At 60.1% G+C, this 26,235-nt stretch carries 18 protein-coding genes and 1 pseudogene; 3 read left to right on the top strand and 16 right to left on the bottom strand.

All coding sequences use genetic code 11. The features are described 5' to 3' along the window. Positions 1-214: 214 nt before the first annotated feature. From LAN70_03300 to LAN70_03290, 3 genes and pseudogenes are all read left to right on the top strand, one after another. Positions 215-394: pseudogene (locus tag LAN70_03300) on the top strand (collagen-like protein). Between the two features lie 271 nt (positions 395-665). Next, the gene (locus tag LAN70_03295; protein ID MBZ5510176.1) at positions 666-6,512 is read left to right on the top strand and encodes a DUF4082 domain-containing protein; all 5,847 of its coding nucleotides are present in this window, start codon (positions 666-668) and stop codon (positions 6,510-6,512) included. A 117-nt stretch (positions 6,513-6,629) separates the two neighbouring features. Next, positions 6,630-6,947, top strand: coding sequence for a hypothetical protein (locus LAN70_03290; protein ID MBZ5510175.1), 318 nt, complete (start codon positions 6,630-6,632; stop codon positions 6,945-6,947). Between the two features lie 325 nt (positions 6,948-7,272). Here LAN70_03290 and LAN70_03285 read toward each other — a convergent pair whose 3' ends face one another. From LAN70_03285 to LAN70_03210, 16 genes are all read right to left on the bottom strand, one after another. Next, entirely contained in the window at positions 7,273-8,178 is a 906-nt protein-coding gene (locus LAN70_03285; protein MBZ5510174.1) for an exosortase/archaeosortase family protein, read from the bottom strand. A gap of 11 nt (positions 8,179-8,189) precedes the next feature. After that, positions 8,190-8,843: a PIG-L family deacetylase gene (locus tag LAN70_03280; GenBank protein ID MBZ5510173.1), complete on the bottom strand. Its 654-nt coding sequence runs from the start codon at positions 8,841-8,843 to the stop codon at positions 8,190-8,192. A 97-nt stretch (positions 8,844-8,940) separates the two neighbouring features. After that, positions 8,941-10,032 (bottom strand): GNAT family N-acetyltransferase, encoded by a 1,092-nt coding sequence (locus LAN70_03275; protein MBZ5510172.1) that lies wholly within the window; start codon positions 10,030-10,032, stop codon positions 8,941-8,943. A gap of 23 nt (positions 10,033-10,055) precedes the next feature. Then, complete coding sequence (locus LAN70_03270; protein MBZ5510171.1) at positions 10,056-11,456, bottom strand: hypothetical protein; 1,401 nt, start codon at positions 11,454-11,456, stop codon at positions 10,056-10,058. Between the two features lie 190 nt (positions 11,457-11,646). Next, positions 11,647-12,729: a CDP-glucose 4,6-dehydratase gene (rfbG, locus tag LAN70_03265; GenBank protein ID MBZ5510170.1), complete on the bottom strand. Its 1,083-nt coding sequence runs from the start codon at positions 12,727-12,729 to the stop codon at positions 11,647-11,649. Between the two features lie 38 nt (positions 12,730-12,767). Beyond that, on the bottom strand, positions 12,768-14,069 hold the full coding sequence (locus LAN70_03260; GenBank protein MBZ5510169.1) for an NAD(P)-dependent oxidoreductase: 1,302 nt from the start codon (positions 14,067-14,069) through the stop codon (positions 12,768-12,770). Then, positions 14,066-14,626, bottom strand: a complete 561-nt coding sequence (locus tag LAN70_03255) for a dTDP-4-dehydrorhamnose 3,5-epimerase family protein (protein MBZ5510168.1) — start codon at positions 14,624-14,626, stop codon at positions 14,066-14,068. The genes LAN70_03260 and LAN70_03255 overlap by 4 nt, the downstream gene beginning before the upstream one ends. 100 nt (positions 14,627-14,726) lie before the next feature. Further along, positions 14,727-15,380, bottom strand: a complete 654-nt coding sequence (locus LAN70_03250; protein MBZ5510167.1) for a class I SAM-dependent methyltransferase — start codon at positions 15,378-15,380, stop codon at positions 14,727-14,729. Positions 15,381-15,455: 75 nt separating this feature from the next. Continuing rightward, positions 15,456-16,730 carry a polysaccharide pyruvyl transferase family protein gene (locus LAN70_03245; protein ID MBZ5510166.1) on the bottom strand — a complete coding sequence of 425 codons (1,275 nt, stop codon included), beginning with the start codon at positions 16,728-16,730 and terminating at the stop codon, positions 15,456-15,458. An 8-nt stretch (positions 16,731-16,738) separates the two neighbouring features. Continuing rightward, positions 16,739-18,283 (bottom strand): lipopolysaccharide biosynthesis protein, encoded by a 1,545-nt coding sequence (locus LAN70_03240; protein ID MBZ5510165.1) that lies wholly within the window; start codon positions 18,281-18,283, stop codon positions 16,739-16,741. A 105-nt stretch (positions 18,284-18,388) separates the two neighbouring features. Beyond that, positions 18,389-19,249, bottom strand: a complete 861-nt coding sequence (locus LAN70_03235) for a glucose-1-phosphate cytidylyltransferase (GenBank protein ID MBZ5510164.1) — start codon at positions 19,247-19,249, stop codon at positions 18,389-18,391. 244 nt (positions 19,250-19,493) lie between these two features. Further along, positions 19,494-20,633, bottom strand: a complete 1,140-nt coding sequence (locus LAN70_03230) for a glycosyltransferase (GenBank protein ID MBZ5510163.1) — start codon at positions 20,631-20,633, stop codon at positions 19,494-19,496. A gap of 110 nt (positions 20,634-20,743) precedes the next feature. Further along, positions 20,744-21,625 (bottom strand): class I SAM-dependent methyltransferase, encoded by an 882-nt coding sequence (locus tag LAN70_03225; protein MBZ5510162.1) that lies wholly within the window; start codon positions 21,623-21,625, stop codon positions 20,744-20,746. Between the two features lie 35 nt (positions 21,626-21,660). Continuing rightward, positions 21,661-24,132: an AMP-binding protein gene (locus LAN70_03220; protein MBZ5510161.1), complete on the bottom strand. Its 2,472-nt coding sequence runs from the start codon at positions 24,130-24,132 to the stop codon at positions 21,661-21,663. A 13-nt stretch (positions 24,133-24,145) separates the two neighbouring features. Beyond that, entirely contained in the window at positions 24,146-24,829 is a 684-nt protein-coding gene (locus tag LAN70_03215; protein ID MBZ5510160.1) for a methyltransferase domain-containing protein, read from the bottom strand. Next, positions 24,826-26,184, bottom strand: coding sequence for a hypothetical protein (locus LAN70_03210; GenBank protein MBZ5510159.1), 1,359 nt, complete (start codon positions 26,182-26,184; stop codon positions 24,826-24,828). Before LAN70_03210 ends, LAN70_03215 begins: the two co-directional genes overlap by 4 nt. Positions 26,185-26,235 lie beyond the last annotated feature (51 nt).

The raw sequence follows: 26,235 nt of genomic DNA, 5'->3' as shown, positions 1-26,235 counted from the left end.
GGTTGCCACCGGCACCTTGATGACCAGCACCAGTGACAAATCGCAGAAGCAGGTGAATTTTCCCGGCGTCGTTGGCCGGTTTGTGCGTTTCCAAGCATTGACCGAGATCAAGGGTGGGCCGTGGACGGCAGTGGCCGAGCTTAATGTGATCCGGACGTTGGCGGCCAGTAACCCATCTCCAGATCTCGACGGCGCCAACTGGGCGGTGGTCGCCTCCAAGGGCGATACCGGCCTGCAGGGTGCACAAGGTCCCCAGGGTCCGGCAGGCGCAGCCGGCGCAATTGGTCCGCAGGGTTCGGCAGGCGCAACCGGTGCAACTGGTCCGCAGGGTCCGGCTGGAGTAGACGGCGCGCAGGGGCCGCAAGGCCCGCAAGGTCCGGCGGGCGCCAAAGGCTTGGGCTTCGCCGATAAAGGCAGCTTCGTTCTGAACAACAGCTATGACGTCAACGACGTGGTCAGCTTTGGTGGCTCCAGCTACGTAGCGATGCTGGCCAACGCCGGCACCGCCAATCCCGACACTGACCCCACGAATTGGGCGCTGTTCGCCGCGCAAGGTCTGAAGGGCGATACCGGCGCCGCAGGGTCCCAAGGGCGACACCGGCGCCACGGGTCCGCAGGGACCGCAAGGCGTGCAGGGCGAGGTTGGTCCGCAGGGTCTGACCGGTTTGACGGGTGCAACCGGTCCCCAAGGCGCGAAGGGCGACACCGGCGCGACCGGCGAGGGATTCACCGATAAAGGCAATTTCGTCCTCAACCACGTCAACGGCTATGCCGTCAACGACGTGGTCAGCTTCGGCGGCTCCAGCTACGTCGCAATTGCGGCCAACGCGGGTGCCAACAATCCCGACAACGATGTCAGCAACTGGGCGCTGGTGGCCGCAAAGGGCGATCAGGGCGTTCAGGGAGCAGCGGGTCCTGCCGGCGCCGACGGCGCACAGGGTCCCAAGGGCGACACTGGCGCGACCGGTGCGACTGGCGCAACTGGTGCGCAAGGCCTACAGGGGCTTCAAGGTCCGCAGGGCGACATCGGCCCGATGGGACTCCAGGGTCCGACGGGCGCACAGGGTGCGAAGGGCGATAAGGGCGACGCCGGCTTAGGCTTCGCCGACCAGGGAGCGTTCGCCCTCAACCACGTCAACGGCTATGCCGTCAACGACGTGATCAGCTACAACGGGTCCAGCTACGTCGCAATCGCGGCCAACAACGCGGCGTCGACTCCGGACGCCGACATCACGAACTGGGCGCTGTTTGCGGCGCAAGGTTTGAAGGGCGATACCGGCGCCGCTGGCGCGGCCGGTGCAACTGGTCCGCAGGGTCCTGCTGGCGTAGATGGCGCCCAGGGTCCGATCGGCGCGGCCGGTGCCACTGGACCGCAAGGTCCGGCTGGCGTAGACGGCGCCCAGGGTCCGATCGGCGCGGCCGGTGCCACTGGACCGCAGGGTCTCAAGGGCGACACCGGCGCCACGGGCGCAACTGGTGCGCAAGGCCCGCAGGGGCTTCAAGGTCAGCAGGGCGACATCGGCCCGATGGGACTGCAGGGTCCGACGGGTGCAAAGGGCGATAAGGGTGACGCCGGCTTAGGCTTCGCCGACAAGGGAGCATTCGTCCTCAACCACGTCAACGGCTATGCCGCCAACGACGTGGTCAACTTTGGTGGCGCGAGCTATGTAGCGTTGCTGGCCAACGCCGGCGTCGCGACTCCGGACGCCGACATCACGAATTGGGCGCTGTTTGCGGCGCAAGGTTTGAAGGGCGACACGGGCGCAGCCGGTGCATCTGGTCTGCAGGGTCCTGCTGGCGCAGACGGCGCCGCTGGTTCTGCTGGTGCACAAGGTCCGGCCGGCGCAACCGGCACCACTGGGCCGCAGGGTCTCAAGGGCGACACGGGCGCAACGGGTGCGCAAGGCCCACAGGGACTTCAAGGTCCGCAAGGTGACATCGGCCCGATGGGACCACAGGGTCCGACGGGTGCAACCGGTGCGCCAGGCGCCACCGGTCCGCAGGGATCAGTCGGCATTGACGGCAAGACGGTTATATCCGGGCACGGCGCGCCGGACGCCAGCGTTGGCGCGAATGGCGACGTCTATGTGGATCTTAACGGCGGCTATCTGTACGGTCCCAAGACGAACAGCGCCTGGGATCAAGGCACAAATATCTCCAGCACGATGTACGGGAACGTTGCACCGTTGGTTTCCGTCAGCGGCGCCACGTACGAGTTGGGCACCAAATTCCGTGTCAATGTGTCGGGGCAGATCACAAGCATTCGGTTCTACAAGTACCTCGGCGACTCCACCTCGCCACGTGTCGCCAACATCTGGAACGTGTCCGGCACGCCGGTGGCAAGTCTAACCATCACCAACGAAACTGATTCCGGATGGCAGGAGCAGGTTCTGCCTTCACCACTGACGGTTACGGCGGGAGATATCTACACGGTGTCGTATAACACCACCGTAGTATTTGGATACACTGTCAACGGGCTGAACATGCTGCCAAGCACCTACCCTGGTGCCCCCATGACCGCGCTCGAAAGCATGGCCTCTCCGCCCGGAACCTTCCCCAACGCTTCCGATGGCATTACCGCCCTTTTTGCGGACGTTGTTCTCTCCGGGCCGGGAGCGGGACTCAGGGGAGCGGCGGGTCCCGCGGGCGCAATTGGAGCAACTGGCGCACCGGGCGCAACTGGTCCACAGGGGCCAGCGGGTCCTGCTGGCGTAGACGGCACCCAGGGTCCGGCTGGCTCTCAAGGCCCGGCTGGTCTGCAAGGTCCGAAGGGCGACACCGGCGCGACAGGTCCGGCCGGTCCGCAAGGTCCGGCTGGCGCAGACGGCGCAGCGGGTACACAGGGTCCGGCTGGTCTACAAGGTCCGAAGGGCGACACCGGCGCGACGGGTCAGGCTGGTCAGGCTGGTCCGCAAGGTCCGGCTGGCGCAGACGGTGCAGCGGGTGCACAGGGTCCGGCTGGAGCGCAGGGTCCGCAAGGTCCGCAGGGTCCGGCTGGCGCAGCGGGCGCGCAGGGTCTCATGGGTCCGGAAGGTCCGGCTGGTTCGCAAGGCCCGAAGGGTGACACTGGCGCCGCTGGCGCGGGCATCACCGAGAAGGGTAATTTCGTCCTCAACAACGTGGGCGGCTATGCCGCCAACGACGTTGTCAGCTTTGGCGACGCCAGCTATGTAGCGTTGCTGGGCAACGCCGGCGCTACGAATCCCGACACCGACCCGACCAACTGGGCGCTGTTTGCGGCGCAAGGTCCGCAGGGTCCGGCGGGCACCACGGGCGCGACGGGTCCGGCGGGTGCGTCGGGTCCGGCTGGCGCAGACGGCGCGGCGGGTCCGGCTGGTCCGCAGGGTCTCACTGGCCCCGAAGGTCCGCAGGGACCGACCGGCGCCACCGGCTTGCAAGGTCCGATTGGTTTGACCGGTCCGCAAGGTCCGGAAGGCCCACAAGGCCCGAAGGGTGACACTGGCGCCGCTGGCGCGGGCATCACCGAAAAGGGCAATTTCGTTTCCGGCAACGTGGGCGGCTACGCCGCCAACGATGTAGTGAGCTACAACGGCGCCAGCTACGTGGCTCTGGTTGCCAACGATGCTTCGAGCAATCCCGATGCGGGTGCGCCCTGGGCGCTGTTCGCAGCGCAAGGTGCGCAAGGTCTCGCTGGCGCAACCGGCGCAACCGGTTCGGCTGGTCCTGCTGGTGCCGATGGCGCGGCGGGTCCGGTTGGCCCGCAGGGACCGGTTGGTCCGGCGGGTGCCGACGGCGCTACGGGTCCGGCTGGTGCGCAGGGTCTGCAAGGTCCGCAGGGTGTGCAGGGCGCAGTTGGCCCACAGGGATCGGTAGGTGCCGACGGTGCGACGGGCGCGCAAGGTCCGAAGGGTGACACGGGCGCGGGCGTCACGGACAAGGGCAATTTCGTTTCCGGCAACGTGGGCGGCTACGCCGCCAACGATGTGGTGAGCTACAACGGCGCCAGCTACGTGGCTCTGGTTGCCAACGATGCTTCGAGCAATCCCGATGCGGGTGCGCCCTGGGCGCTGTTCGCAGCGCAAGGTCCGCAAGGTCTCGCTGGCGCAACCGGCGCAACCGGTCCGGCTGGTCCGCAAGGCGTACCGGGCGACGTAGGTCCGCAGGGTTCCAAGGGCGACACCGGCGCGACCGGTCCGCAGGGTTCGCAAGGGGCGCAGGGCGACGCGGGTTCGATCGGACCCATGGGTCCGCAAGGTCCAACTGGTCCGCAGGGCCCGAAGGGTGACACGGGCGCCAACGGCCAGGGAGTCACCGATAAGGGCAATTTCGTCCTCAACAACGTGGGCGGCTATGTCGCCAACGACGTGGTCAGCTTTGGCAGCGCCAGCTACGTAGCGATGCAGGCCAACGCCGCGGGCGCGAATCCCGACAGTGACCCGACGAACTGGGCGGTGTTCGCAGCGCAAGGTCCGAAGGGCGACACCGGCGCGACGGGTCCGGCTGGTGCGCAGGGTCCGGCTGGTCCGCAAGGTTCGACTGGCGCAGACGGCGCGCCGGGTGCAGCGGGTGCGCAGGGTCCGATCGGCCCGCAGGGTTCCGCTGGCCCCGCAGGACCGCAAGGAACAGCCGGCGTTGACGGCAAGACGGTTATATCCGGGCACGGCGCGCCGGACGGCAGCGTTGGCGCAGATGGCGACGTCTATGTGGACCTTAACGGCGGCTTCCTGTACGGTCCCAAGTCGAGCGGGGCGTGGGATCAAGGCCCAAATACGACCGCCAACATGTTCGGGGACACATCACCGCAAACTCCTTTTATCGGTAACAATTACGAGTTGGGCACAAAGTTCCGTGTCAATGCGTCGGGGCAGATCAAGAGCATTCGGTTCTACAAGTTCCTCGGCGACACCGGCTCGCCACGTGTCGGGCACATCTGGAGCCTAAACGGCACGCTGCTGGCAACCGTAACCTTCGGCACTGAAACAGATTCCGGATGGCAGGTGCAAGATCTGCCTACGCCGCTGACGGTTACAGCGGGAGATATCTACACAGTGTCGTACAACAGCGTCGCGGTATTTGGGTACACCACTAACGGACTGAACATGATTCCAAGCGTCTACCCTGGTTCCCCCCTGACCGCGCTCGCAAGCCTGTACGACGGGCCCGGAGGCTTCCCCACCACGGACGATGGGACCGTCGCCTTTTTTGTGGACATTGTGTACTCCGGTCCGTGGGCGGGGCTCAGCGGAACCACAGGTCCCGCGGGTCCGACCGGCGCCACGGGTGCAACCGGCCCTGCCGGCCCAACTGGCCCGGAAGGTCCGGCGGGTCCGATCGGTCCGCAGGGTCCGGCTGGTTCTCAAGGTCCGGCGGGTCCGACCGGTCCGCAGGGTCAGGCTGGTACAGCGCTCCTGACATCGTGGTGCTCTGGGCCGGGACCTAGTGCCGCCGGCAGGTACTATAACCTGGCGGAGTTTGGCCTCTCGGCACAGTGGGATACAACGTGCCGCGGAACTGTGACTAACAATACTCCGGCCAACACCATCGGCGTCCCAATGTCAGCCGGGACACTGAGGAATCTGGCCGTGAACGCAGGAGCAGTGGCCACAAACCCGGTCACGTTCACTCTGTGGACGAGTGCAGCGGGACACCCCGCCGCGACCATTGCACCGGCCAATACCTTCGCCATTAACCCAACCGCGACGGTAACTGTCCCGATTGGCAGCGCCACGTGTTCGGGCACCACCGTTACGGCCACCGTAGCCTCGGGTCTTCCAGCCAGCTTCGTGGCTGGAGCGCTGGTGAACGTCACGGGGTTGACGGCCGACAACGTCACTGCGGTTGCAATCAACTCGGTGAACGGCAACTCATTCACCTACACGAAGTCGGGTTGCGCTGCGTCCAACACGGCTGCCCTCACGGCCACGACAAGCGGCGCCATGGAACAAACAAGCGCCGTAATGCGAATCGTAACCACTGCTCCGCACGGACTCACCGGCACCAATTACGCAACCACCACCGGCTTCGCGCCGGCGCGTGACAGTGTTACGGGAGCTCTGATTACCATCGTCAGTGCAAACGTATTCACTTACCCGATCAGCGGCGGAACAACTGGCGCCATCCCCACCACCCTCGGCGTTGTTACGGCCGACACTGGTTCCGGAGCGGTGGCGACCAGTTCCACCGTCGGCCAGATCACAACCACTACTCCGCATGGGTTCTCGGTTGGCGAATCCATAACCGTGGCAGGGGTTGCCAATTTCGCTTACTTCAATACGACGTCCACCGTTCTGAGCGTGCCGTCGCCAACCACATTCACCTACACGATTGCCGGTGGAACGGCGCATGCTGCTTCCGGTGGCGGCTCAGCTAGCCCGGCGGGCTCCATGTTCCCAACTGACATAACGTGCACTATCCCTCTGGGAGGGAAATCGTGCTCGGACTTCACCAACTCTCAGGTCATCGGGCAGGGCGAACAGGTGATCCTGGTAGGTGGTCCGACCGCTGCAAGCGAGGCTCTCTCGGACGTGCGGGTAGCGTTCGAGAAACAGTAAACCCTTCAAGCTGGGCCGCCACAAATGGCGGCCCAGCACAACCACAACCAGGCGGAACGCCAACCAGCGTCCCGCCTGAACCTTAAGCAAAGGGCCAAACCTCAGGAGGGATCGATCATGGGTCAGCCAAACGTGGTTTCCGAGATCTCGCGGCACAACGGCAACGGTCATGAGGTTTCCAGCGAGTCCGCCGCCCTCTACCAGGCGGGATTCGAGGCCGGTTTCGCCGCCGGCAAGCAAGCCGGCTATCGCCAGGGCTTGGAAGCCGGTCTTGCCCAGGCGTGCCAGCAAGTGACTGAGCCGCGCCCGCAGCCGCCGGCCGCAGCGGAACCCGGGAAGCGTAACTTGATCGGGCTGCCCTGCCCAATTTGTGGAACGTACCTTTACACCGATGAGCAGTGTCCGCGGTGCAAGCAGGGTGTAAAGACCCACTAGATTCGCAATCAAGCCGCAGCGCAGTTTTCACCGAGCCGCAGGAATCACCCCATTCACCGGGGCGGGATTCTCCCGGATTCTGCTCCCCGACCCGTCGCTTCTTGACCTACACGTAGAGAAATACTTCTGCTCACTGTGCAACCGGTCCAGCGGACTTTGACCGGCGAGGACGAAGCTGGCCGAGGTCAGCCGCTATTTGAAGACAAAAAAAAAGGGCCGAGCCACACGGCTCGGTCCTGGACAGCACTGCCTGCAAAAGAGATCTTAAGCGCCGCTACTCTGCTACCGCGAAGATCGGTCCCACCCGGATGCGAGCTTGGTCAGCTCACTGCTCCGACACGCCCGACGCCTGCTGTAAGGCAGGAGGCTGGCTGATGGTTCGACTGCCTGACTTCTGTTCGGATTGGTGCAGTAGTTTCCAAACGGGGAACATAATCGCCAGCGCGAGAAGGAAGAAAACGAACCCGCCCTGATGATGAAGTCTGCCAGTTAGGAAACTCCGGTCCACATGCAGCGCCAGCAGGGTGAGGGTCACGATTCGGACCGCGTTCTTCACCAGCGACAGGGGAATGGTTAGCAAGAGGATTATTACCCGCCGGGAGGTCGTCTGGAGGGTTTCAACGGCGACCAGGAGCATCGTAATCAGAAGTGCGACACTGGAATTGATCCCACTGCATTCTTTCGCCACCTCGATCGTCAGCCCGGGAAGCCGCAGCAGAAAGCCTTCGCGGTGAACGGGAACTCCAAGGACCGAAAACATACCGTACGCGAGGTCTGCCGATCCCTTCTGAAGAAAGTACACAACCTTTTCGATCAGAATACTCGGCAGCGGCAACATCAACAGAAGCAGCGCGAATGGAAACAGGGCGGCTTGGAACGCATGCGCGCCGTAGAAGCCAATGAAACCGCCGATGATCATGGCGAACACGGCGATCAGCTTGGCCGCCACCAGCGTATGTCCGGAGGCAAATGGCGAAAAATTCACCAGCAACACGAAGCCGAGGATCCCGATGGCGGCAACCAGCGCGCCGGGACCTGCCCCATAGCCCGCCTTGGAAAAAATCGTTTTGCGTCCGGACCAGATAAAGTAGGCAGTGATGAACGGAATTAGCACGATGTGCGAGCTAAACCCGTTTTCCAGGGATGCCTTCACAATTTCGCGCAGCACACCCCAGCAGAACGCGACAACGACGGCGACCCAGAGGAGAAACAATGGCGTGCGGGAACGCATCACTGGCCGGTTCACAGTACTAGTTTTCGACAGTAGAAGGCTTCGGCATAGCCGCTCGGAGCGTTGCATTCCATGCCCCGCAGCCGCATGAGTCCCAGGAAGGTGCTCTCCTCAAACCAGCGTTTGGTCCGCTGAGACGGAAAGGCATCCAGGAGGTAGCGCACCTTTTTCTGGCACACCTCGGCGGAGAGCGGAATGTACAAGCTTGGCTGGCCGAGGTCGCCGTCATACTTCGGGATCTCGTACTCCAAGATCAAATGGTCCCGATAAGTATTCCAGGTTAACTCCGCAATGAGCCGGTGGTCCTGGTGGGCATCGTTGCGATAATGCGTGAGGACCAAATCGGGCGAAACGGCCGCCTTCAACTCTTCAAAGACAGCTTTGATTTCAGCCCCTTCGAAGGGCATAAAGCTGTCGCGAAACGCCTTCAGCAGCGGACCTTGGAGATTGCCGGAGCCGACGAACATCCTGGCGGCACGCTGCGCCTCAGCCTCGCGGACGCCGACGGCACTCAATACGACCCAGTGAAACGTAGATCCGGGATATTGCTCCGCCAGGCGGAGGATTGTGCCCCCGCAGCCGATTTCGATGTCGTCGGAATGGCAGCCCAGGCAGAGTACGTTTAACGGCCTGGAGGCGCCGCCGTTAAGGGCAACGTTGATCATCCACGACCCTCCTCCTTGGCTCTTTGGGATTCCGGGGCGTCCTGATGCCTCGTCATTCCAAGCCCCAAGGTGATCTGTTCTCGAATCATGATGAGCCCTAGCCGGCGTGTCGGTAGAGAAAATTTCCTGCCGCCCTCAACCATGAAATCGGCAAGCGCGCGTAAAGCCTCGGGACAAATGCCATTCTGCGGAGGAAACCGCTTCCCACAGATTGCGGTGGGTAGCGGTAATAATTCAACGTAGAAGAGGCTGCGCCCAAGTGGCCCTTGAATGTAATCAAGCCGGTGTCCTCCGCATCGGAGCGGCCGAGATCCAATTCGTGCATTCCCAGCTCTTTTCCCTCCTGGATGGTGCGCCAAAACAGAAGCGGCATGCCCCCCAGGTTGTGGAAGCGGGCGTCGGAGCACCCGTACTTGTACACGATTGCTTTCTTGTATTGAACCGTGACAATACTTGCGATCGGGTGGCCATCGTTGGAGGCGATACGGATCTTCAGTCTGCTGCCGAGGCAGTCCCGTAAATTCCGAAACCAGGCGAATGGCTGTGGAGGCAGGCCGTGCCGGCGCCGGGTCATCACCATCAGAGTGTAGAACTGTTCTAGAAACTGATCTGAGGTCCCCTCATCGTACGTCAAGCCCTCTCGTTGCGCGCGGCGGATCTTCCGTTGTACACAGCTTGGGTGAAGGCCGCGAAACAAACTCTCCAAATCGGGACGGAGGTCAAGAGAATGGAAGGAAAAGGAGGCACTCTTGGTGAGACCAGTGTGTGCTTCCAAGTCCTGTGCGTCGGAGCTCAAGCATCGCAACTCGAAGTATTTGCAATTCTCGCTGGGAAAAGCACGTTGCAGATGCGTAACCAGCTCTACGAATTCATCTGCGGTTCGCACCAGCGGCTGGCAGTGATCGGCAAACGCGACCGAAACCAGCCGCGATCCCGTCAACCAGCTACGGATCCGGCAGAACACAATCCCATTGGCAAGCTGCTGGCTCGGAGGAGAAGTTGTAAATACAACCGGTTCGTATCCGTACGTGCGACGCAACACTTCCAGCCAGCCGGACGTATGGAATATCGAGGCGCGCGGATGGGTTTGAAGAAACGGTTCCCAGCGAGGATCCTGAAGCGGGTCAATTTGGTAAACGGGCATCACGGCGGCGCCGCTCGCCGATGGGGATCGTTGACTGCCGATCATTTCCTGCGATCGCGATGGAACGCCTAAGATAGTTTTTCCCGCGCCGACAGGCCTTCAGACGAGCACTTAAAGCGCTTGTCCGCGATCCGATAGGACACTCTGCCATCGACGATTCCTGCATACGCCAGTTGCGCCCGCTCACTTCCCTTCCCGCGGATTTCCCAGCCGGCGCCTGCTTGCACCAGCCGCATCTGGCTTCGCTCGCGCCACCAACGATTAATGTCGCCCGGAACCGCCAACCAAATGTTGCGTTCCTGCCTCAGGCGCGAAATGTATTCCAGAAGCTCGCGATAGAGGCCCCTCTCCCTTGTGTGCACGATGTAGTCCGGATGGATGATGAAGCTGATTAACCCGTGATGGGCCGAGATGATCTCGATCTGCCGCTTCCACAAGTCAATGGAGCGTTCACCCAGGATATAGAACACGCCGTGGTCTTGTATCGTCGTGAGGGGCAACTCCAGCACGCCGCCTACAAAGTAGGGAGTCACGGTGCAGCAGCCGCCTTTTTGCGGCTCCAGGTGCGAGACGGTAGGCACAGACATTTCGTACTGGAAATCCAGCATGCCGAACCAATCCTGGTTGCGATGCATCGAGCCGGCTCGAAAGCCCGTCATACCGTACTTCCGCGCATATTCATTGATCTTCCGCGCGCGCTGTTGAAACAGCTCCGCATGCTCATACAGCCTGCCGTCATGATCCAGGTCGTGGATGTTCGTCTCAAAGCCGCGGGCGCGAATGCACGCGGCCATCTCCTCAAAATCCTGGTACCGGCCCTGTGGGATCAACTGAAACGCCGCCTTGATACCGAAGGATTCGTCCAGGTCCATCAGCATCTGGCAGTGTTCTACTCCTCTTTTCTCCTCCACATCGTGCGTCATCATGAGCGCTGCTTCATTCCCGTCCGGCCAGAACCAGATGAATGGAATTTCGCGCTCGCCCGCCGCCGGAATCGCCAATGCCATCAATGTCTCGAAGATCTGTTCGACGGAGCAGTCGACCGGCCACGCTGGAAATACGCTTTCCCGCCTCTGGCGAGTCACGTATCGCTGCAGCAACTGGCGAACGAAGGACGGAAGAACCGACCGAATCCGATAATACAATCTGCGCAGCAGACGCTCTCGGTTGCGGTCAACCTGGTACCGCTCTCGCCGAAGGTTCTCGACCACCTGCGTGGGGTCGAAGCATAAACGAACCTCTCCCGCCGCCGACGTTTCGACGGTCGAAAAGGCATCGAATAGCGTCTCGGCCGGAGTGCTACAGGAAGCGGCAGCCGTTTTGCCGAAACACAGAGCCGGTCCGAAACGAAAAAATCCTTCCTTAACAGGCAAGTTGCCGGCCACCCGAAACGGAGCGCATTCAGGTGGGCAGCAGAAGTAATCCAGGAACGCGCGGGCGGCGTCGTTTCCTGGTTTCTGGTCCGACATTGGGGCGATCGGGGTCATTGAACCTGGGAGCCGTGGCGCTCGACGTGAGCTTCCTCAACTCTGTCGGCAAGATCTTTTAACGCCTGTTTTCTCTTCAGAAGCATGGGCAAAGGCTGCATTCCCACGAGGCTGAGCACTTATTGTTGGCGCGCTGTCCGATCATGATCGTGCCCGGCGCCGCGCGTCGGCGTCACTTCTCGGAGAGGGCCTCATACTGCTCGATCTGTGCTCGGGTGAGGCCTTGAAGATCTGCGCCTTCCTTAAAAGCACGGTACCAGGTGACGATCCAGTCGAGCGCCGGGCCCAAGGGAAGCATGGGATGCCAATCCAGGGAGGCCCTCGCTTTGGAGGTATCCAACTTGAGAGTGTGCGCCTCCTGTGGGTGCATGGCTCCGTCGTGAGTCCACGAGGCGTGGTCCCCCCACGAGCATGACAATCGGTCTGCAATCCAGGACACCGGCTTGGCGTCCTCCTCGGAAGGACCGAAATTCCAGGCGGTGGCGAAGCGGGCGCCGTCCTCCGTCAGCCGCTCCGCCAACATGAGGTATCCACGCAGCGGCTCCAGAACGAATTCCCATGGTCGGATCGCGGAAGGGTTGCGGATCAGGCAGGGTTGCCCCGCAAGGAAAGCCTTCATCAGGTCGGGAATGAGCTGGTTCGCCGTCCAATCGCCGCCTCCGATCACATTGCCGGCGCGAGCGCTCGCGAGGGCCACGCCGTGGCGCTCGAGCGAGCCCGGAGGGAAAAACGATTCCCGGTAGGCGGCGGTCACCAGCTCCGCGCAACCTTTTGAGTTCGAGTAAGGATCATGGCCGCCCATGGGATCGTTCTCGCGATATGGCCAGACCCACTCGCGGTTGTCGTAGCACTTATCGCTGGTGACGTTGACCACCACGCACCGGTGTTTGAGCTGTCGTAGTGCCTCCAGGAGATGGACGGTCCCCATAACATTGGACGAATACGTCTCGATCGGATCCTCGTAGCCACGACGCACAACGGATTGCGCAGCCATGTGAATGACGACGTCAGGATGGCAGTCATCGACCGCTGTTTGGAGCCGCGCGAAATCGCGAATGTCCGCGCAAATCGAGTGCACGGCGTCGGCGACCCCGGCCTGCTGAAACAAGCTCGGCTCGGTCGGGGGGGCGAGCGCGTATCCCGTGACGTCAGCCCCGAGTGCTTCGAGCCACAGGGAGAGCCAGCTACCTTTAAAACCGGTGTGTCCGGTGAGGAACACACGGCGGCCTTTCCAGTATGCACGGTTAGGCATCATGATGTTGTCCGGTGCTGAGGATCACTCCGAACGCGAGGCTATCGCTCTGCTGCTCGCCTCGCCTGTGGCCAGCGTGCCATCTGTTCGCGCCAGAGCCCGTCGACGACGCCGCGAGTTGGTTCATCCACGTCATCGAAGGAAAGCGCCTCGTCCTTGGCAACATCTCGACGCAGGACGCAATCTTCTGAGAGGCTGATTGGCAGGGCAGCCATGCCACGAGCTGCCGCGGTGTTGTCAATCAGGCCATACGTGCAGAACCCACCAATACCGTCGAGACGCTCACCGGCCTTCAGATCGCGCTTGGCAACCGCGACCACTTCGCAAACCGGCCCCTCGATCGGAGCGACGGTTGGATCATGATGGATGGCCGCGCGACCAATGGTCGAGGCGATCTGGATGTGAGGCAGATGAAATGGTGTGTAAAAGACGTAGAACGGACCATCGCCGAGTTTGACGTACCCGAGCTGAGCTTTCTTGAGCGGCGAGTCTTCGTGAACGATGACGAAGGCGCCAGTGTGCGGCGCGGCGCCGAGCGCATAATCCACAAGGCCGGTGTCGAGCATCTGGTCGGCCGGCAGCAGGTTTGCCATCTCCCGGACGTGCGCGCAGGCTGGCCCGTACATGCCGCGGCGGCCGGCACGGAATCCGGTCGCGTTGGCGAGGACCGTCGTCTCCATGGATAGTTTCGTAGCGTCCGCGAACGAGGTGACCTTCCTGACATCCTGGTCATACTTCTCGGCAAATCCCCGCTGGGTCTCGGGGGTGCGATAGTGGTCGACCATGCCTTTGAGGTTACCCGCCGCGACGGGACGGAGCCCCGTCGATCGGAGATAACGGAGGAGGGTCATGGCCACTCCCGGTTCCTCTCCGTCGGTGTGGGTAATGACCACGCCCGCCCGGTCTGCTTTCGCCTTCAAAATCGGGCCGAGGAGCGAATCGAGTTCGGCATTCACCAAGACCACATGCTTGCCGTGGTCGAACGCGTCGAGAACCATGCGAGCCGCGGGCTCGATGGTACCCGTGGCTTCCACGAGCACATCGATGGCATCGCAAGTGGTTAGCACCGAGGGATCGTCCGTCAGCACCGGGAGCCCACGGGCGATTGCCGTTGCAGCATCCCGAGCAGACTCTGGATGACGCCATTCCATGAAACCGGCTTCGCGGAATGAACGTTCGCCATGCTCCGGTGTCCGGTTCGCGATTGCCACCAGGCGAATTCCCGGTGCTGGTGTTCCGAGCTGCAGGGCGATGGCCCGCCCGGCAGCTCCTGCTCCGACGACCCCGACGCGGATCGGATGGCCGGCGGCCTCACGTTCTCGAAGAGCGGTATCTACAATCATGGGAGGCTCGTAGCGTTCATGAGCGGCCAATTGCGATCGTTTTCAGAGATTGCCGTGGCGGGCAGAGGCCATTGAACACCGAACATCGGATCATCGTATCGCACGCCACGCTCCGTGCTTGGGCTGTAGAAATGCGAGGTCAAATAGTACACGTCCGTGCAATCCTCCAGAGTCTGGTATCCGTGCGCACAACGCTCGGGGATGTACAACATTCTGTAGTTCGCCGCGCTCAACTCTGTGCCGTACCATTTACGATACGATGGCGATTCGGGTCGGAGGTCGAGCACGACGTCGAAAATGGATCCCCTGGTGCAATGGATCAGTTTGGCCTCGAGTGCGGGCACGGCTTGGTAGTGCAGGCCCCGTACGGTTCCCTTCCGCACATTGAAGCCGATATTCGCCTGCAGCGGCACGAAACTAATGCCCTGCTCCGCAAATTCCCGAATGCACCACGCTCGCGCGAAGTGTCCGCGGTCATCTTTGCGCAGAATCGGATCGATCAACATTGCGCCGACGACGTCCGTCGGCGTGAAACGTAGGCAAGCCCCTGGCTTCATCTTCGACTCCGCAGCATGCTGTTGCCGGCGATCATCTTAACAGGCGGCTGTGCGGGCTGACAATTTTCGTCGTCACGCGGCGCAGCAGGCTGCTTCCGATTCACTTGCGATGAGAGCAAATGAAAAAGTATTCCACGGCGAGCCATGGACTAAGCAGGGGAATGTTGAAGTTCAGGTGCATCTGTATTGCCGGAATGGCAAGCTTTCCTGGCTGTTTTGGGCGCCAATGATGAGACGCCGGAAAGCACCTTTCTATTTGAAATATTTCATTCAAGCTCTTCGCCATGCTTGCGATCGGCTGTACGTTGTTATAGTTGGGCCATACCTTGCGCCGCATATGCCCGAAGTTAATGTAGGACATTATGAACCTGCCGTCTTTGTTCAGAATGTCCCTAATTTCCTCGAATTTTTTGCTCTGGTACTGCCCCATGTACTCGAATACGCCCAAGGCCGTGACGATGTCGAAGCGTTTTTCATCGAACGAGATCTCATTGCCGCCAAAATCGACTTCCCGCAGGTAGCTGGCCGGTTCCTGGATTGCTATGTCGAGGCCGTAATACCTAACGTTGGGGCTAAGCAATTCACGGAGAGCGGCCGGTCCGCATCCAACATCGAGCAGGTCGCACGTCCTGCCTCGCGCGATCTCACTGACGATTCGGGCGCATTTCCGGAGTCGGAAACTCGGTTCGGCATATTGTGCGTTTTCGACGATCCAGTAGTCTTTCGTCCTGTAATTCTCAGTCGCTTCCATCATGTACACCTCTGGGGCTTTCGATCAAACTATGACTCAACTGCAACGGATAAGGCCAACAGGTATTTTCCGGTTCGGTCACATGTCACCGAAGATGGAGTGATACTGCTCCTCTAAGAGGCCGCGATATTCGGCTGCCTTCTTACTAAATGTCGGTGTGAGTTCGTCAGCTCGCACCTCAAGATCCATGAACTGGTGGATGAGTTTCTGCACATCTAAATCGGCCAGTGCCTGGCGGTACTTACTTAAGCCAAAACCGTCCAGCAGCGCATCGTTTTTCGGATCGTACGAGATGGAAACAACCGGGATATTGAGCATCAGTCCTAGGAGAAGGTTGTGGAACCGTGGAGATACTATGATATCGACCTTTGCAAGCTGCGCCAGCAGTTCTTCCACCGTAGTAGTGTCCTCATCGGTGATTCCAGCTTGATCGTAGCGGATTCCTCGCCGCTCCAGTCTCGCCTTGAGCTCGGCCCTTGTGCTCCTGTCATGCTTCGCATCGCCTTGAAGGATACGAACTGCGTAACCGTGCTCAACCAGCCACGATACGAAGTCGCACATCTTCTCAAGGTAGGCGGAATATTCGGCCTGATGCTCATTTGGGTTCGAAAGGTGTACATCCCGGTGGTCCATGACTCCAAGACCCACCTGCCGCGTTCGGCGTGTTCGGTTGGGGCGCTGCGGGAAAAGGTTCATTGGCAGGCTGAATGCCAAGTCCGGGAACACGGGATCTCTACCGCTATCGAAACAAAGTTTCGCGATTCTGTTCTTGGAGAATTGATCTCGAAAGCTCCTATAGTCAGCTAGGGACAGAGCGTGCCGGATAAAGAACCGGCTCAACCGCTCGTAAATCGGGCCTACGCCAACTCCGACGAACCGTACTTTGCACCCCGCTAGGCGTGCGGCAACGGCCCACCTGAAGACACTATAGGGAAAACCGACTGCGTTGGTGCTGTAGTCGGTCAGCATCCCCGTTCCCGTCATGACAACCAGATCCGTGCCCCTTAGGATTCTGACTGTCTTCACCCAATCCGACAGCTCGCCCGGTATCCGCCGGCATATCCGCAGCAATCTTGCGAGACCACTCCGGCGTACGACCCCATCGAAATTCTGTTGGGACACGGCAACCGAGGTGATGTTGTGCCGGCGCGAAGTGTCATCGGGCCCATAGGAGATGCCGTAGATCTCTCGACCGGGCAGCTGTTCGCGAGCGTTGTGCAGTATTGCCTGCAGCGTGCACTCGTTACCGAGGTTCTGCATTCCAAAGATCCCAAAGAAGGCGATTTTCGACTTCTTGCTTGCAGCCGGCGAAAGCAGCTTGCTTTGGCGGGGCGGCGCCGTCTCAGTGTTCACTGGACTGCTCATGATGTTGCACCACTCCTCTGTCGTACCAACGTACTTTTAACTGTGTTCCAGGCATAGAAGGCGCTCTGGCGTGGTCGACGAAACATGAAAATCAGCGCAGCTCCCGTTGCTAATCCGACGGGACCACACACAAGCAACTGTACGATGGGAGCGGCATGGTCGACCGCCTTATACGCCAGGGTCGTCGTAAGATACACTGCTCCCCAGCAGGGCAAATGGGACAAGAAGCCAATCCATAGATCGCCAGTAGTCACCGGACCACGTCGCCCAGCCAAGTAGTAGACAATCGGCAAACGGATCACCAGGCTCGTGAACGCAAGCGACAAGACCATGCCGAGAGGCCCCCATCGCAACCCTATCAGAAAGGCGCCTACGGTCACGGCACCGGCCAATGTGTGGTTGTGCAACTGGTCCCGTCCTCGCCCCTGACTCTCAAATAACCAGCTACCGACGACGGATAGTGGCGACGACACGGCGACCAGCGCGAAGGCGGAAAACAAGGGAATCGCATCCGTCCACTTCGGACCGAGGATTAGCAGAACCAGCGGCCTTGCTAAGGCGAGGCACATCGCCGCGAACGGTAAAACGATGAGTGCCAGCGTGTCATAGGCGCGCATAAAGGTCCGCCGATACCGTTCTGAATCAGACTGGAGCCGCGAGAGTACGGGTACCAGAACAGAGGCGATGGGAGTGAGAACTTGCTCTAAGGGACGTGCCAGCAGCACGTTCGCTCGCGTGTAGAGGCCGAGGGGTCCCGCTCCGAAAAAACGTCCAATCAAGATGTTGTCGCTGTTGACCGAAAAGCGGCCGACAAAGTCGGCGATGGTGAGGTGCGCCCCGAAGCTCACCATGGGCCGCACGCCGCTGTTCCGACTTGGCATGGACGGGCGCCATCCGGACGTGCACCACGTGAGCACGAGACTGGCAGCTGCATTGACCAGTTGCTGGGCCACCAAAGCCCAATACGCAAACCCAAACCAGGCTAAGCAGCATGCCGTCGTAAAACCAACCAGCATCGAGGTCACATCAATGATGGCGAGCGCTCGAAAGCGCATTTGCCGAGTCAGCAGAGCTTGATGTTGGACGGTTGAGCCGGTCAGAAGAAAGGTCAGCGACAGCGCCAGCATGATCGCCGCGACCCGCGGATCGTGATAAAACCACGCAATCAAGGGCGCGAGGCCGATGCAGATGACAGCCAAGATCCCGCTGACAGAGACGTTGACCCAAAATAGGTTGGAGACCTGTTGCTGCGTAATCGTCTCTCGCTGTACCGTGGCTGTTGAAAGACCGAGTACGTTGAATATCCCCACCAGAGCGGTGACACCGAGGACCATGCCCACCAGTCCAAAATCTCTTGGACTCAGCAGACGAGCCAGGACAGCGGCCGCAGTGAAGTTGAGGACAAACTTAGCCGCCTGTGCGCCAACCGTCACGAAGCCGCCAGAGACAGCACGGCGTCCAATGTTGTGGAGCAGATGATCGGTGCGGAGATGTCCTGCCTCTATCACCGCTGCGGAATCCTTGTCCGTCGTGATTCCCAAACTACTGCTCACGCAACCTCCTGCCGGGCACAAGAAGCTCTGCTCTCAACTGTCGCCGAAACCATTCTTCCACGCGCACCCGCTTCAGCGGTTTAGGGGCCGGCATCACAGGCTGTCCGAGCCGGTCACTACGCCCGCTTTCCGTGGTTCTCCGATGCCAGGAGCTGTCTCTGCATCCGTTTTCTTGCCATTGCTTGACCACACCTGCCAGGGGGCGGCGCCCTTCGACCAGAAGTCTTCCAACTGCTGCCGCTCCTTGAAGGTATCCATACACGCCCAAAAACCTCTATGCTTAATGGTGATGAGTTCCCGCGCCGCGATGAGCCGCTGGAACGGTTGGTTTACCAGATCCTCGCCAGGCCTAATGTAGTCAAAAATTCCCTGCTTAAAGACAAAATAGCCGCCATTGATCCAGGTATTCGAAGTACCGGCATGGTTAATACGCGTCACCTGAGAGTCCCCATCGGTTTCGACCAGATGGAATGTTGATGTTGGCGGCACGGATACGAAGCACGCTGTCTTCTTGGACTGGAGGAAGCGCTCGATAACCATGTTCAGGTCAATGTCAGTCAACCCGTCCACGTAATTCGCCAAGAACACCTCCTCGTTCCCGACATGCTCGCGAACGGTCAAGAGGCGTTCGCCGACCATTGACTTGGCGCCCGTGTCCACGAACGCGATCCGCCAGTCCGCAAAGTCGGTGCTTAGGAGCTGCACATTTCGACCGGCCTTTGATAGGACGAAGTCGTTGGAGAGGGCTTCATTGTAGTCGAGGAAGAACTTCTTGATCGCCTCTCCCTTGTGGCCGAGGCAAAGGACGAAATCCTTGTGCCCGTAGTGGGAATAGTACTTCATCAGGTGCCAGACGATGGGATGGTCTCCAATGGGAACCAGAGGCTTGGGTACGTTTTCAGAATACTCCCTCAACCTCAGACCCAATCCACCACAAAAAATAACGACCTTCATAGATTTAACCCTCTTTGAAAAAATAGCGAACTACAGAGTGCGGATGATGCGTCAGCCTTCGCAATGATGGCGCTCTCGGATTCTGTTGCGAGCGGGCAGCAGCGGCCCAGCAAGTCGACGAGTAAGCCCGTCACCTGCCTCTATGCTCAGCGCGGCTGATAATGCCCAGCAAATGAGGACCGATCGTCCAGCTCACGTCGTCATCAAGGTGGCCAGCCGGCTGCCAAGGCTCTGGCCGGCACCGTCAGGGCTCGACGCGCGCTTCCTGGACCTGTTTCGCGAGCTGCCGCAGTCGCTCTTTGCGCTGCACCAGACCCGGCAACGGAGCAAGCCCAGCCAACTGGAGCATGGATTCCCAGCGATAGGCCCAGTCATGGTGCAAGAGGCATTCAGTGATGTTCTGCTTACGAATTCGGCTCTCCCGCTCTGGGTCCATATCTACTTCCCGGATGATGTTCCCAACGCGGTCTGAGCCGAAAGGCAGATCAATGACGGCGCCGTCCCAGTGGAAAATCCGATCAAACTCTTTGTTGTTCTGCGGCCGCTCGCCGATCATGAGAGTGCCGGCCGCGGCCGCCTCGAAATAACGGTACCCGAACTCGTGCTGTCCTCCGGTCTCTTTGGGTTTGTTGATCTTTCCCGGATTGACCAGGAAATAGCGGCTGCGCCTGGCCATATTGGCGTATAGCAGCCGGTGCTCTTCGAGATCGTAACCGTCCAGGCTGTTGATGGTGTCATACACATAGAAAGACCCGTCGTCGCGGGCCAACTGGAGCAGCGCATGATGGGTTTCCGACGATCTGCGGCCGATGCTGAGGACGTCAATGCTTCTCCGCGGCGGGTTTGGAAAAGGGCAGAATCGTATGGCATCAACCCCTGGAGCCAAATAACCGCTGGCCTCTCCGACCCATTTGCGAAAGGGCTCGATCGCCTGCGCCATGAAGACGACATGGTCAAAGCGCGAGAGCACTTCCAGCGCGCTCTTGAACATCGGAATATCTTTGACGTAGAACTCAATCACCCAGCAGACGGAGGTCTTACAACGGCGTTTCCAGTCGTCGACGGCGCAGAGATGGAAAAGCTCGGACGGTACCTCGATGAAGGCAGCGAAGATGTCGTATTCCCTGTCCAGCACGACTTTCTGAACGCCGGGGTTCAGAGGAGTACTGAGATACTCTCCTAGCCTTGAAACCAGCCGTTTGCCGTTGCGATACCAACTGGTCGGCTTCGGGGCAACGACCTCCACCGCATCAATCTGCTGCAAGATGCCCGCGAACTCGTTAAACGAGCAGCGCCAGACCTTCCGCTCGTAGATGTTCTTATTGGAGAACAGCAGTACACGCGGTGTGGTCGGAGGCTGCGTTCCCACTTCATCAATTGCCATTGGCATCCCTTCGGTTTGACACTGCCTATCAGGTACTACGGTCGAGTCCACGGAATATCCCAGTAGACCGCTAACTTCCCCGCGGTCGGCCGCGGTTCAGAATCAGCAAATCACTTGCGAGCAACAACGAACAGATTGTCGAAATTCAGGTACCCTCTACTAATGACGGCGCCCGCTCGCGCGACCTCGAAACACATGTTCTTGGCTGCTCTCAGGACACCCGAGCTATCGGGGTTTTGGACAGGGTGCAGGTGTATGAATTCAACCCGCGTAAATCCGTTGCGTACCAGCAGCTTCTGGATCGTGGACGTGGAGTATTGGTGGAGGTGATCGCGAGCCTGTAGGCACGAGCCACTCGGTTGTGTGAGTCTCACCAATTTGCTGATACGTGCCCTGAGGAACTGGACGCGCACGTTCGGGGTCCGTAGGAAGCAGATTCCCCCGTCCCGCAACAGCGCGCGACAGCGGTGGAGCAGGGGATCGGGGTGGAGGATGTGATCGATCACATCCCACATCGTGATAACGTCGAAGGAACCCTCCGGCAGTTCAAGATCTTCGGGCCGGCCACAGATAATGTTGTCCAGCTTGAGTTTCTCGCGAGCGTATCGGACAGCGGCTGGCGAAATCTCAGAACCGTATGCCTCCCAGTTCTCGAACATTGCGACGCACCGCACGAAAAACCCGAGACCACATCCCAGGTCGAGCAGCCGTCCCGATCGGTTCGCAACAAACTTCGTGAGAAAGTCCTGATACATCCTGTCGCGGGCCTTGCTCCAATAAGTGTGGCCATCGTCCGCGATCTCGTCGCCCCAGAATCCATCATAGTAAGGATCCGCGGCGAACGACGAGAAGACATGATCGCAGTCCAGGCATCGCAGAATGTCTACGTCAAGCTCCCTGAAAACAACCCGATGCCGCAGGCTTCCACAGAGCAGACACTTCAGCGAAGTGGCCGCCTCACCCCCTACCGCTATTGACTCGAGGTCCATCATCGACCTTGCCTCACGATCTTGCGTGATGCGCCGAGCTAAGCCGGGGTCCCTGACGCCGTTAACGGGTTGCGCACAGGTTCGTCTTGAGACTTATCGTCCTTGATCGGTGTGAGGCTGCGCAGAAACTCTTCATAAGGGACCCCGCCGCCCAGCGACATGCCGCAATGGGCAATCGGCACCGCAGGATTTCCCCGCACCAGAGTGTGGGCCGGAACGGATCGAGATACAACACTTCCGGCGCTGACGACGGCGCCCTGACCAATGTTCACGTTGGGCAGGATGATCACGCCCGGTCCGATATAGGCGTCTTGCTCGATCTGAACCGTATGCCTGTGGCTGGCCCTGGCTTCCGCCGTGGCGTCTCGAAGATGCGCGATGATCATAGTGCGCATCCCAATCGAAACGTTATTTCCCAGGCGGACCAACTGGGGATATGCAGTCTCGATCAATGCCCCTGTACCAATGGACACATTGCTGCCAATGGACACGCCGCGCAGGCGGTGAAGCCAAACACGCGTAGTTTTGTAGCCAGGCATATAGAGCGCTAGAGCTTGCAGGAGACGGTTCTTTATGCCCGACAGGAACGAATCTCGGATCGGCTTTCCACCGGCCGGCGCCGCTGGGGCCGATGAACCGGCGGAGACCGATGACGACGTTCCCTGTTGAAGCAGGCCGGCAATATTCTCGATCGTCGGTCCCTGGAGAACACTGTCCATGGGAACCGGCATTTTAAAACGATCCTCAACGGCGGTCACCATAATCGCCAATGCAAGCGAATCTCCTCCGAGCGCGTAGAAGCTGTCACGCACACCCACGCGATCCAGTTTCAGTATGTCCTTCCAGATGTCACTCAGTTGCGTCTCGATCGAGGTCTGCGGCGCGAGGAAGTTAGCCTGCAGTTTCGAAGCGAGCTTATCGGCCAGCTTGTCCGCCAGGCCAATGCGCTGAATTTTTCCGGTAGGGCCCTTGGGAATTTGATCAACGATGAGCAAGTGTTTCGGGGTCTTGAAGTCCGCCAGTCGCTCGGAGACAAACTGAAGAATTTCGCTTTCCGATACGGCAGCATTCGGCTTCAGGACGACGGCAGCGGCGACATCTTCGCCAAGCGTGGGATGGGGCACCGCAAAGGCAACGGCTTGCGACACTGCGGGGTGCTGACACAGAATGTCGTCCACCTCCCTCGGGGCGATCTTCTCCCCGCCGCGATTAATGATTTCCTTGAGGCGGCCGATGAGGTACAGATAGCCGTCGCCGTCAAACCGTCCTTGGTCACCGGTACGAAACCAGCCATCGTGGAAATTGCTCTGGTTTGCCGCCGGGTTGTTTTCATAGCCCCGCATGACATTCGGTCCGCGGAGCACGACCTCGCCGACTTCACCAACCGGCAGCAGGTTTCCGACCGCATCCATGACGGCTATATCGGGTCCGGCAGCCATGCCGACCGAATTCAGCTTTCGGGGTAACGGCGGAAGAGGGTTGCTCGATATGGCATGGGCCCCTTCGGTCATGCCATAAGACTCGATAACTCTTGTTCCATATGCCTCCTCCAGCTCTGTCAGCAGCCGTTGCGGCATCGCGGCGGAACAGGAACGAATGAAACGCAGAGGACGCCGCGCGATGATCTCCCGATGAGCCGGGGTACGAGGGAGGACGGCCGAATGCATGGTAGGAACCGCGGTGTACCAGGTCGGCTCCAGGTCATCTGTCCACTCAAAGAACCGTTCGGCGTCGAAGCCCGGGGTGCAGACCACACTTGCGCCTGCCGTCATGGAGGAAACGACCGCTCCGATCAAGCCATGAATGTGAAATAAAGGCATGATGTTAAGGCAGCGGTCCTTCTCGTTCAGTTCGAGTGTCAGCGAGATGCTGTGGCCGGAGTTGCAGATGTTGGAGTGCGTCAGCGGGACCATTTTCGGCCGCGCAGTAGTCCCCGATGTGTGCAGGACCAGGGCGATGTCGTCGGGTTCCGCGAATCCATCCTGGGCCGCGGTTCCCGGTGCCGCACCGGTCAGGGCAAACACGCCTGCTGGTGCGGCGACGTCCGGCGTCAGTTCGATGATAGGAATGCCACGGGCCCGGGCTACGTTCCTCGCAGGAGAGTCCTGGTTCGACCCAATGATCAAGGCACGCGCATTCAGGTCGGACAGGTAGAAGTCGAATTCGCTTTCACGGTACCCTGGATTGAGAGGAGCGCACGTTGCACCGGCCGCCACGGCGAGAAACGCCACTGCCATCTCTGGCCCGTTCGGCAATACCAATGCCACCCGATCATTCCGATTCAACCCGAGCGCGCGCAGCGCTTCCACCGTCCGCTCAACTTGCCGGAGCAGGCACGAGTACGTGAGAGGGGGTCGTCCGGGAGCCGCGATTGCGCACAACCCAGGGGCGGTGCGAGCCCGGCCGGTCAAGAGTTGATGTAGCGTTTGCGCTACCGGCTGCCGGTACGGTTTCGCTTGGTCCGGGGAGAATATCATTTGGTGACTGTCTTGCACAGTTGCGTGGGACATGTCTGTTGATCTCCTATTTGGTGCCCAGGGCACACGCCACGGCCACTGGTTTGGCCTGCCGGATCTCCAACCGGCATTGTGAAAACCCTGCACGCTCCAGATTCGCCGCCAACTCATTCCCCATGACCCTGGCCGTTGCGTCGGTCGCGTTTCGGGATCTCGGCTGGACGGTCACGGCTATCAAGCCGCCTGGCCGCAGCCAGGTATGTAAGGTTTTCAAACAGTCGACGGGTTTGTCCCAGAAGTGAATCGAATTGATGGTGAAGATTCGGTCAAAAGACTCGGGAAAAGGTGGTACCGTCAAAACTGATCCAAGATGCAAGCTGACACGCCCATTCCGCACCGCTCTCGCGTTGCGCTTGCGCGCCTGCTCCAACATCACTTCGGAATGGTCGATGCCGACGATCGATCCGTCTGCGACAACCTTGCTCAGCAGCTGGATGGCAATTCCCGGACCGAAGCCTATTTCCAAAATGCGATGGTTGGGCCTGACGTCCAACAACGACAGCGTCCAGCGGATGCGATCCAGGTTCGAGGGGGTTCGGGCCATCAGCATGCCCGCCAGATATCCACATAGCCCCGTGGGGCGCCCGAACTGCGCGCGCAAGAACCGCTTCAAGTATTGAAACAACACACCACTGCTCTGCCCCTGATCGGGTTGGCTGTCGAGGCCTGGGTAGTTCAGAGCGGATTTCATTGGGTCAGCACCTCAGGCGGCTGCGGTGGATTTGTTATCCGAGGACCCGAACCGTCGTTGTTTTGGGACCAGTACTTGAAAAGTTCACCTGCCGTCGCGAACCAGATATCGCGGCAATTGCAGATGTAATCTAGATATCGAGAGTAAACCTCGAGAAAATCGGGCCGTTCTGACAGTCCGGGTTCCGGGTGGGTGACGATCGAGATGAGTGCACCCACCTCGATCAGCCTCTCTGTCCTTGCGATCTGCGCTTGGAGGATGGCATCGGCCTTGCTGGCACCGCCAAGACCGCCCAACTGGTTGTACACAAGGATGTCAGTCGGCACCGTGCAAGGAATTTCGAGAATCCTCGATTGTTTGCCGTTCAACGACAAGTTGTACGGAACAATTCCTCGAAGAAAGGAAGTGTCGTAGCACAAGGTTGGGGATAACCGTTCCAGAAGCTGGAAAATGTAGTTACTCTTCAGCAGCTTGGGAAGTCGCATGCCGACGGGATGGTTCGCGGGATCTCCCAAACGGGAATGGTTGAAGGCGTTGACGGCGCGGTCGGCGAAGGGCTTGACGTGATCTCTGTGATCATGTTTGTGGCCATGCCAACCCACATCGTGGCCGGATTCCAGGAGAAAATCGACGCTATGATTCGGCCGCTCCAGAAGCCCTGTTGGTACGAACCACGTCGAACGAATCTGGTGCTCCGTCTCAATGCGGAGCAGAGGATCGCGGTCGCGTCGCCGCAGCAACCCTGGTGTATCCACATCGTGGAGCGATACGAATACCGCGCGTTTACCCGCAGGCCAGCGAAACGGTTGGGGCCGCTGCGGAAGCCCGCGCGCCAGTATCGTGTTCAGGAGGAGAACGGTAAAATCGAAATCGGTCAACGGGAGGCGCCGCCAGTTGCCCGACATATCGACACGCCTGGGACCACGGAGTGATTCGACCAGGTTGGACACGGGCCGACGGATCCCTTCCGGGACCGATTGAATGTTGAAGCCCGGGATATAGGTATAGATCGGCCTTTTCGAGTCTGAAAACTGGAATGCCTGAGTGGCCCGAATGTCGAAGTTGATGATTACTTCCCCGTCGCGGCGGACGACCAGGGGCAGACCTCCATCCGCGGTGCGCACTACCACCTCGTCACCCTCCCGCACGTGGAAGGCGAAGACGCGGGTCGAGAGCGGAAAGGCCTCGGGGGCCGCTCCGGCCAAGTGTGCAAACTCTTCTGCCAGGTCCTGGGAAGGGATTACCGCCTCGACGATTCCTTCCGCGACTGCGGGTCCGGCATTGAACCGGACACGTCCTGGCAGTTGTATAGGGAGGCCAAGCTCGCTCAAATCGGAGATGTCTGTGGTTTTCATGAAAGCACGTCGGGTCGGTGGAGTGTAGTAACCGCTCCGTTGCGGGTCCGC

It is taken from the genome of Terriglobia bacterium (assembly GCA_020072845.1).
GTDB lineage: Bacteria > Acidobacteriota > Terriglobia > Terriglobales > Acidobacteriaceae > JAIQGF01.
The sequence above is the reverse complement of the archived record's forward strand: the minus strand, read 5'-3'. Positions and strand labels throughout refer to the sequence as shown.

Bases quoted from the DNA above. Each gene is read 5' to 3' on its own strand.
- LAN70_03290 (MBZ5510175.1), top strand. From the start codon at position 6,630: ATGGGTCAGCCAAACGTGGTTTCCGAGATCTCGCGGCACAACGGCAAC.
- LAN70_03285 (MBZ5510174.1), bottom strand. From the start codon at position 8,178: ATGCGTTCCCGCACGCCATTGTTTCTCCTCTGGGTCGCCGTCGTTGTC.
- LAN70_03280 (MBZ5510173.1), bottom strand. From the start codon at position 8,843: ATGATCAACGTTGCCCTTAACGGCGGCGCCTCCAGGCCGTTAAACGTA.
- LAN70_03275 (MBZ5510172.1), bottom strand. From the start codon at position 10,032: ATGATCGGCAGTCAACGATCCCCATCGGCGAGCGGCGCCGCCGTGATG.
- LAN70_03270 (MBZ5510171.1), bottom strand. From the start codon at position 11,456: ATGTCGGACCAGAAACCAGGAAACGACGCCGCCCGCGCGTTCCTGGAT.
- rfbG (MBZ5510170.1), bottom strand. From the start codon at position 12,729: ATGATGCCTAACCGTGCATACTGGAAAGGCCGCCGTGTGTTCCTCACC.
- LAN70_03260 (MBZ5510169.1), bottom strand. From the start codon at position 14,069: ATGATTGTAGATACCGCTCTTCGAGAACGTGAGGCCGCCGGCCATCCG.
- LAN70_03255 (MBZ5510168.1), bottom strand. From the start codon at position 14,626: ATGAAGCCAGGGGCTTGCCTACGTTTCACGCCGACGGACGTCGTCGGC.
- LAN70_03250 (MBZ5510167.1), bottom strand. From the start codon at position 15,380: ATGATGGAAGCGACTGAGAATTACAGGACGAAAGACTACTGGATCGTC.
- LAN70_03235 (MBZ5510164.1), bottom strand. From the start codon at position 19,249: ATGAAGGTCGTTATTTTTTGTGGTGGATTGGGTCTGAGGTTGAGGGAG.
- LAN70_03230 (MBZ5510163.1), bottom strand. From the start codon at position 20,633: ATGGCAATTGATGAAGTGGGAACGCAGCCTCCGACCACACCGCGTGTA.
- LAN70_03225 (MBZ5510162.1), bottom strand. From the start codon at position 21,625: ATGATGGACCTCGAGTCAATAGCGGTAGGGGGTGAGGCGGCCACTTCG.
- LAN70_03220 (MBZ5510161.1), bottom strand. From the start codon at position 24,132: ATGTCCCACGCAACTGTGCAAGACAGTCACCAAATGATATTCTCCCCG.
- LAN70_03215 (MBZ5510160.1), bottom strand. From the start codon at position 24,829: ATGAAATCCGCTCTGAACTACCCAGGCCTCGACAGCCAACCCGATCAG.
- LAN70_03210 (MBZ5510159.1), bottom strand. From the start codon at position 26,184: ATGAAAACCACAGACATCTCCGATTTGAGCGAGCTTGGCCTCCCTATA.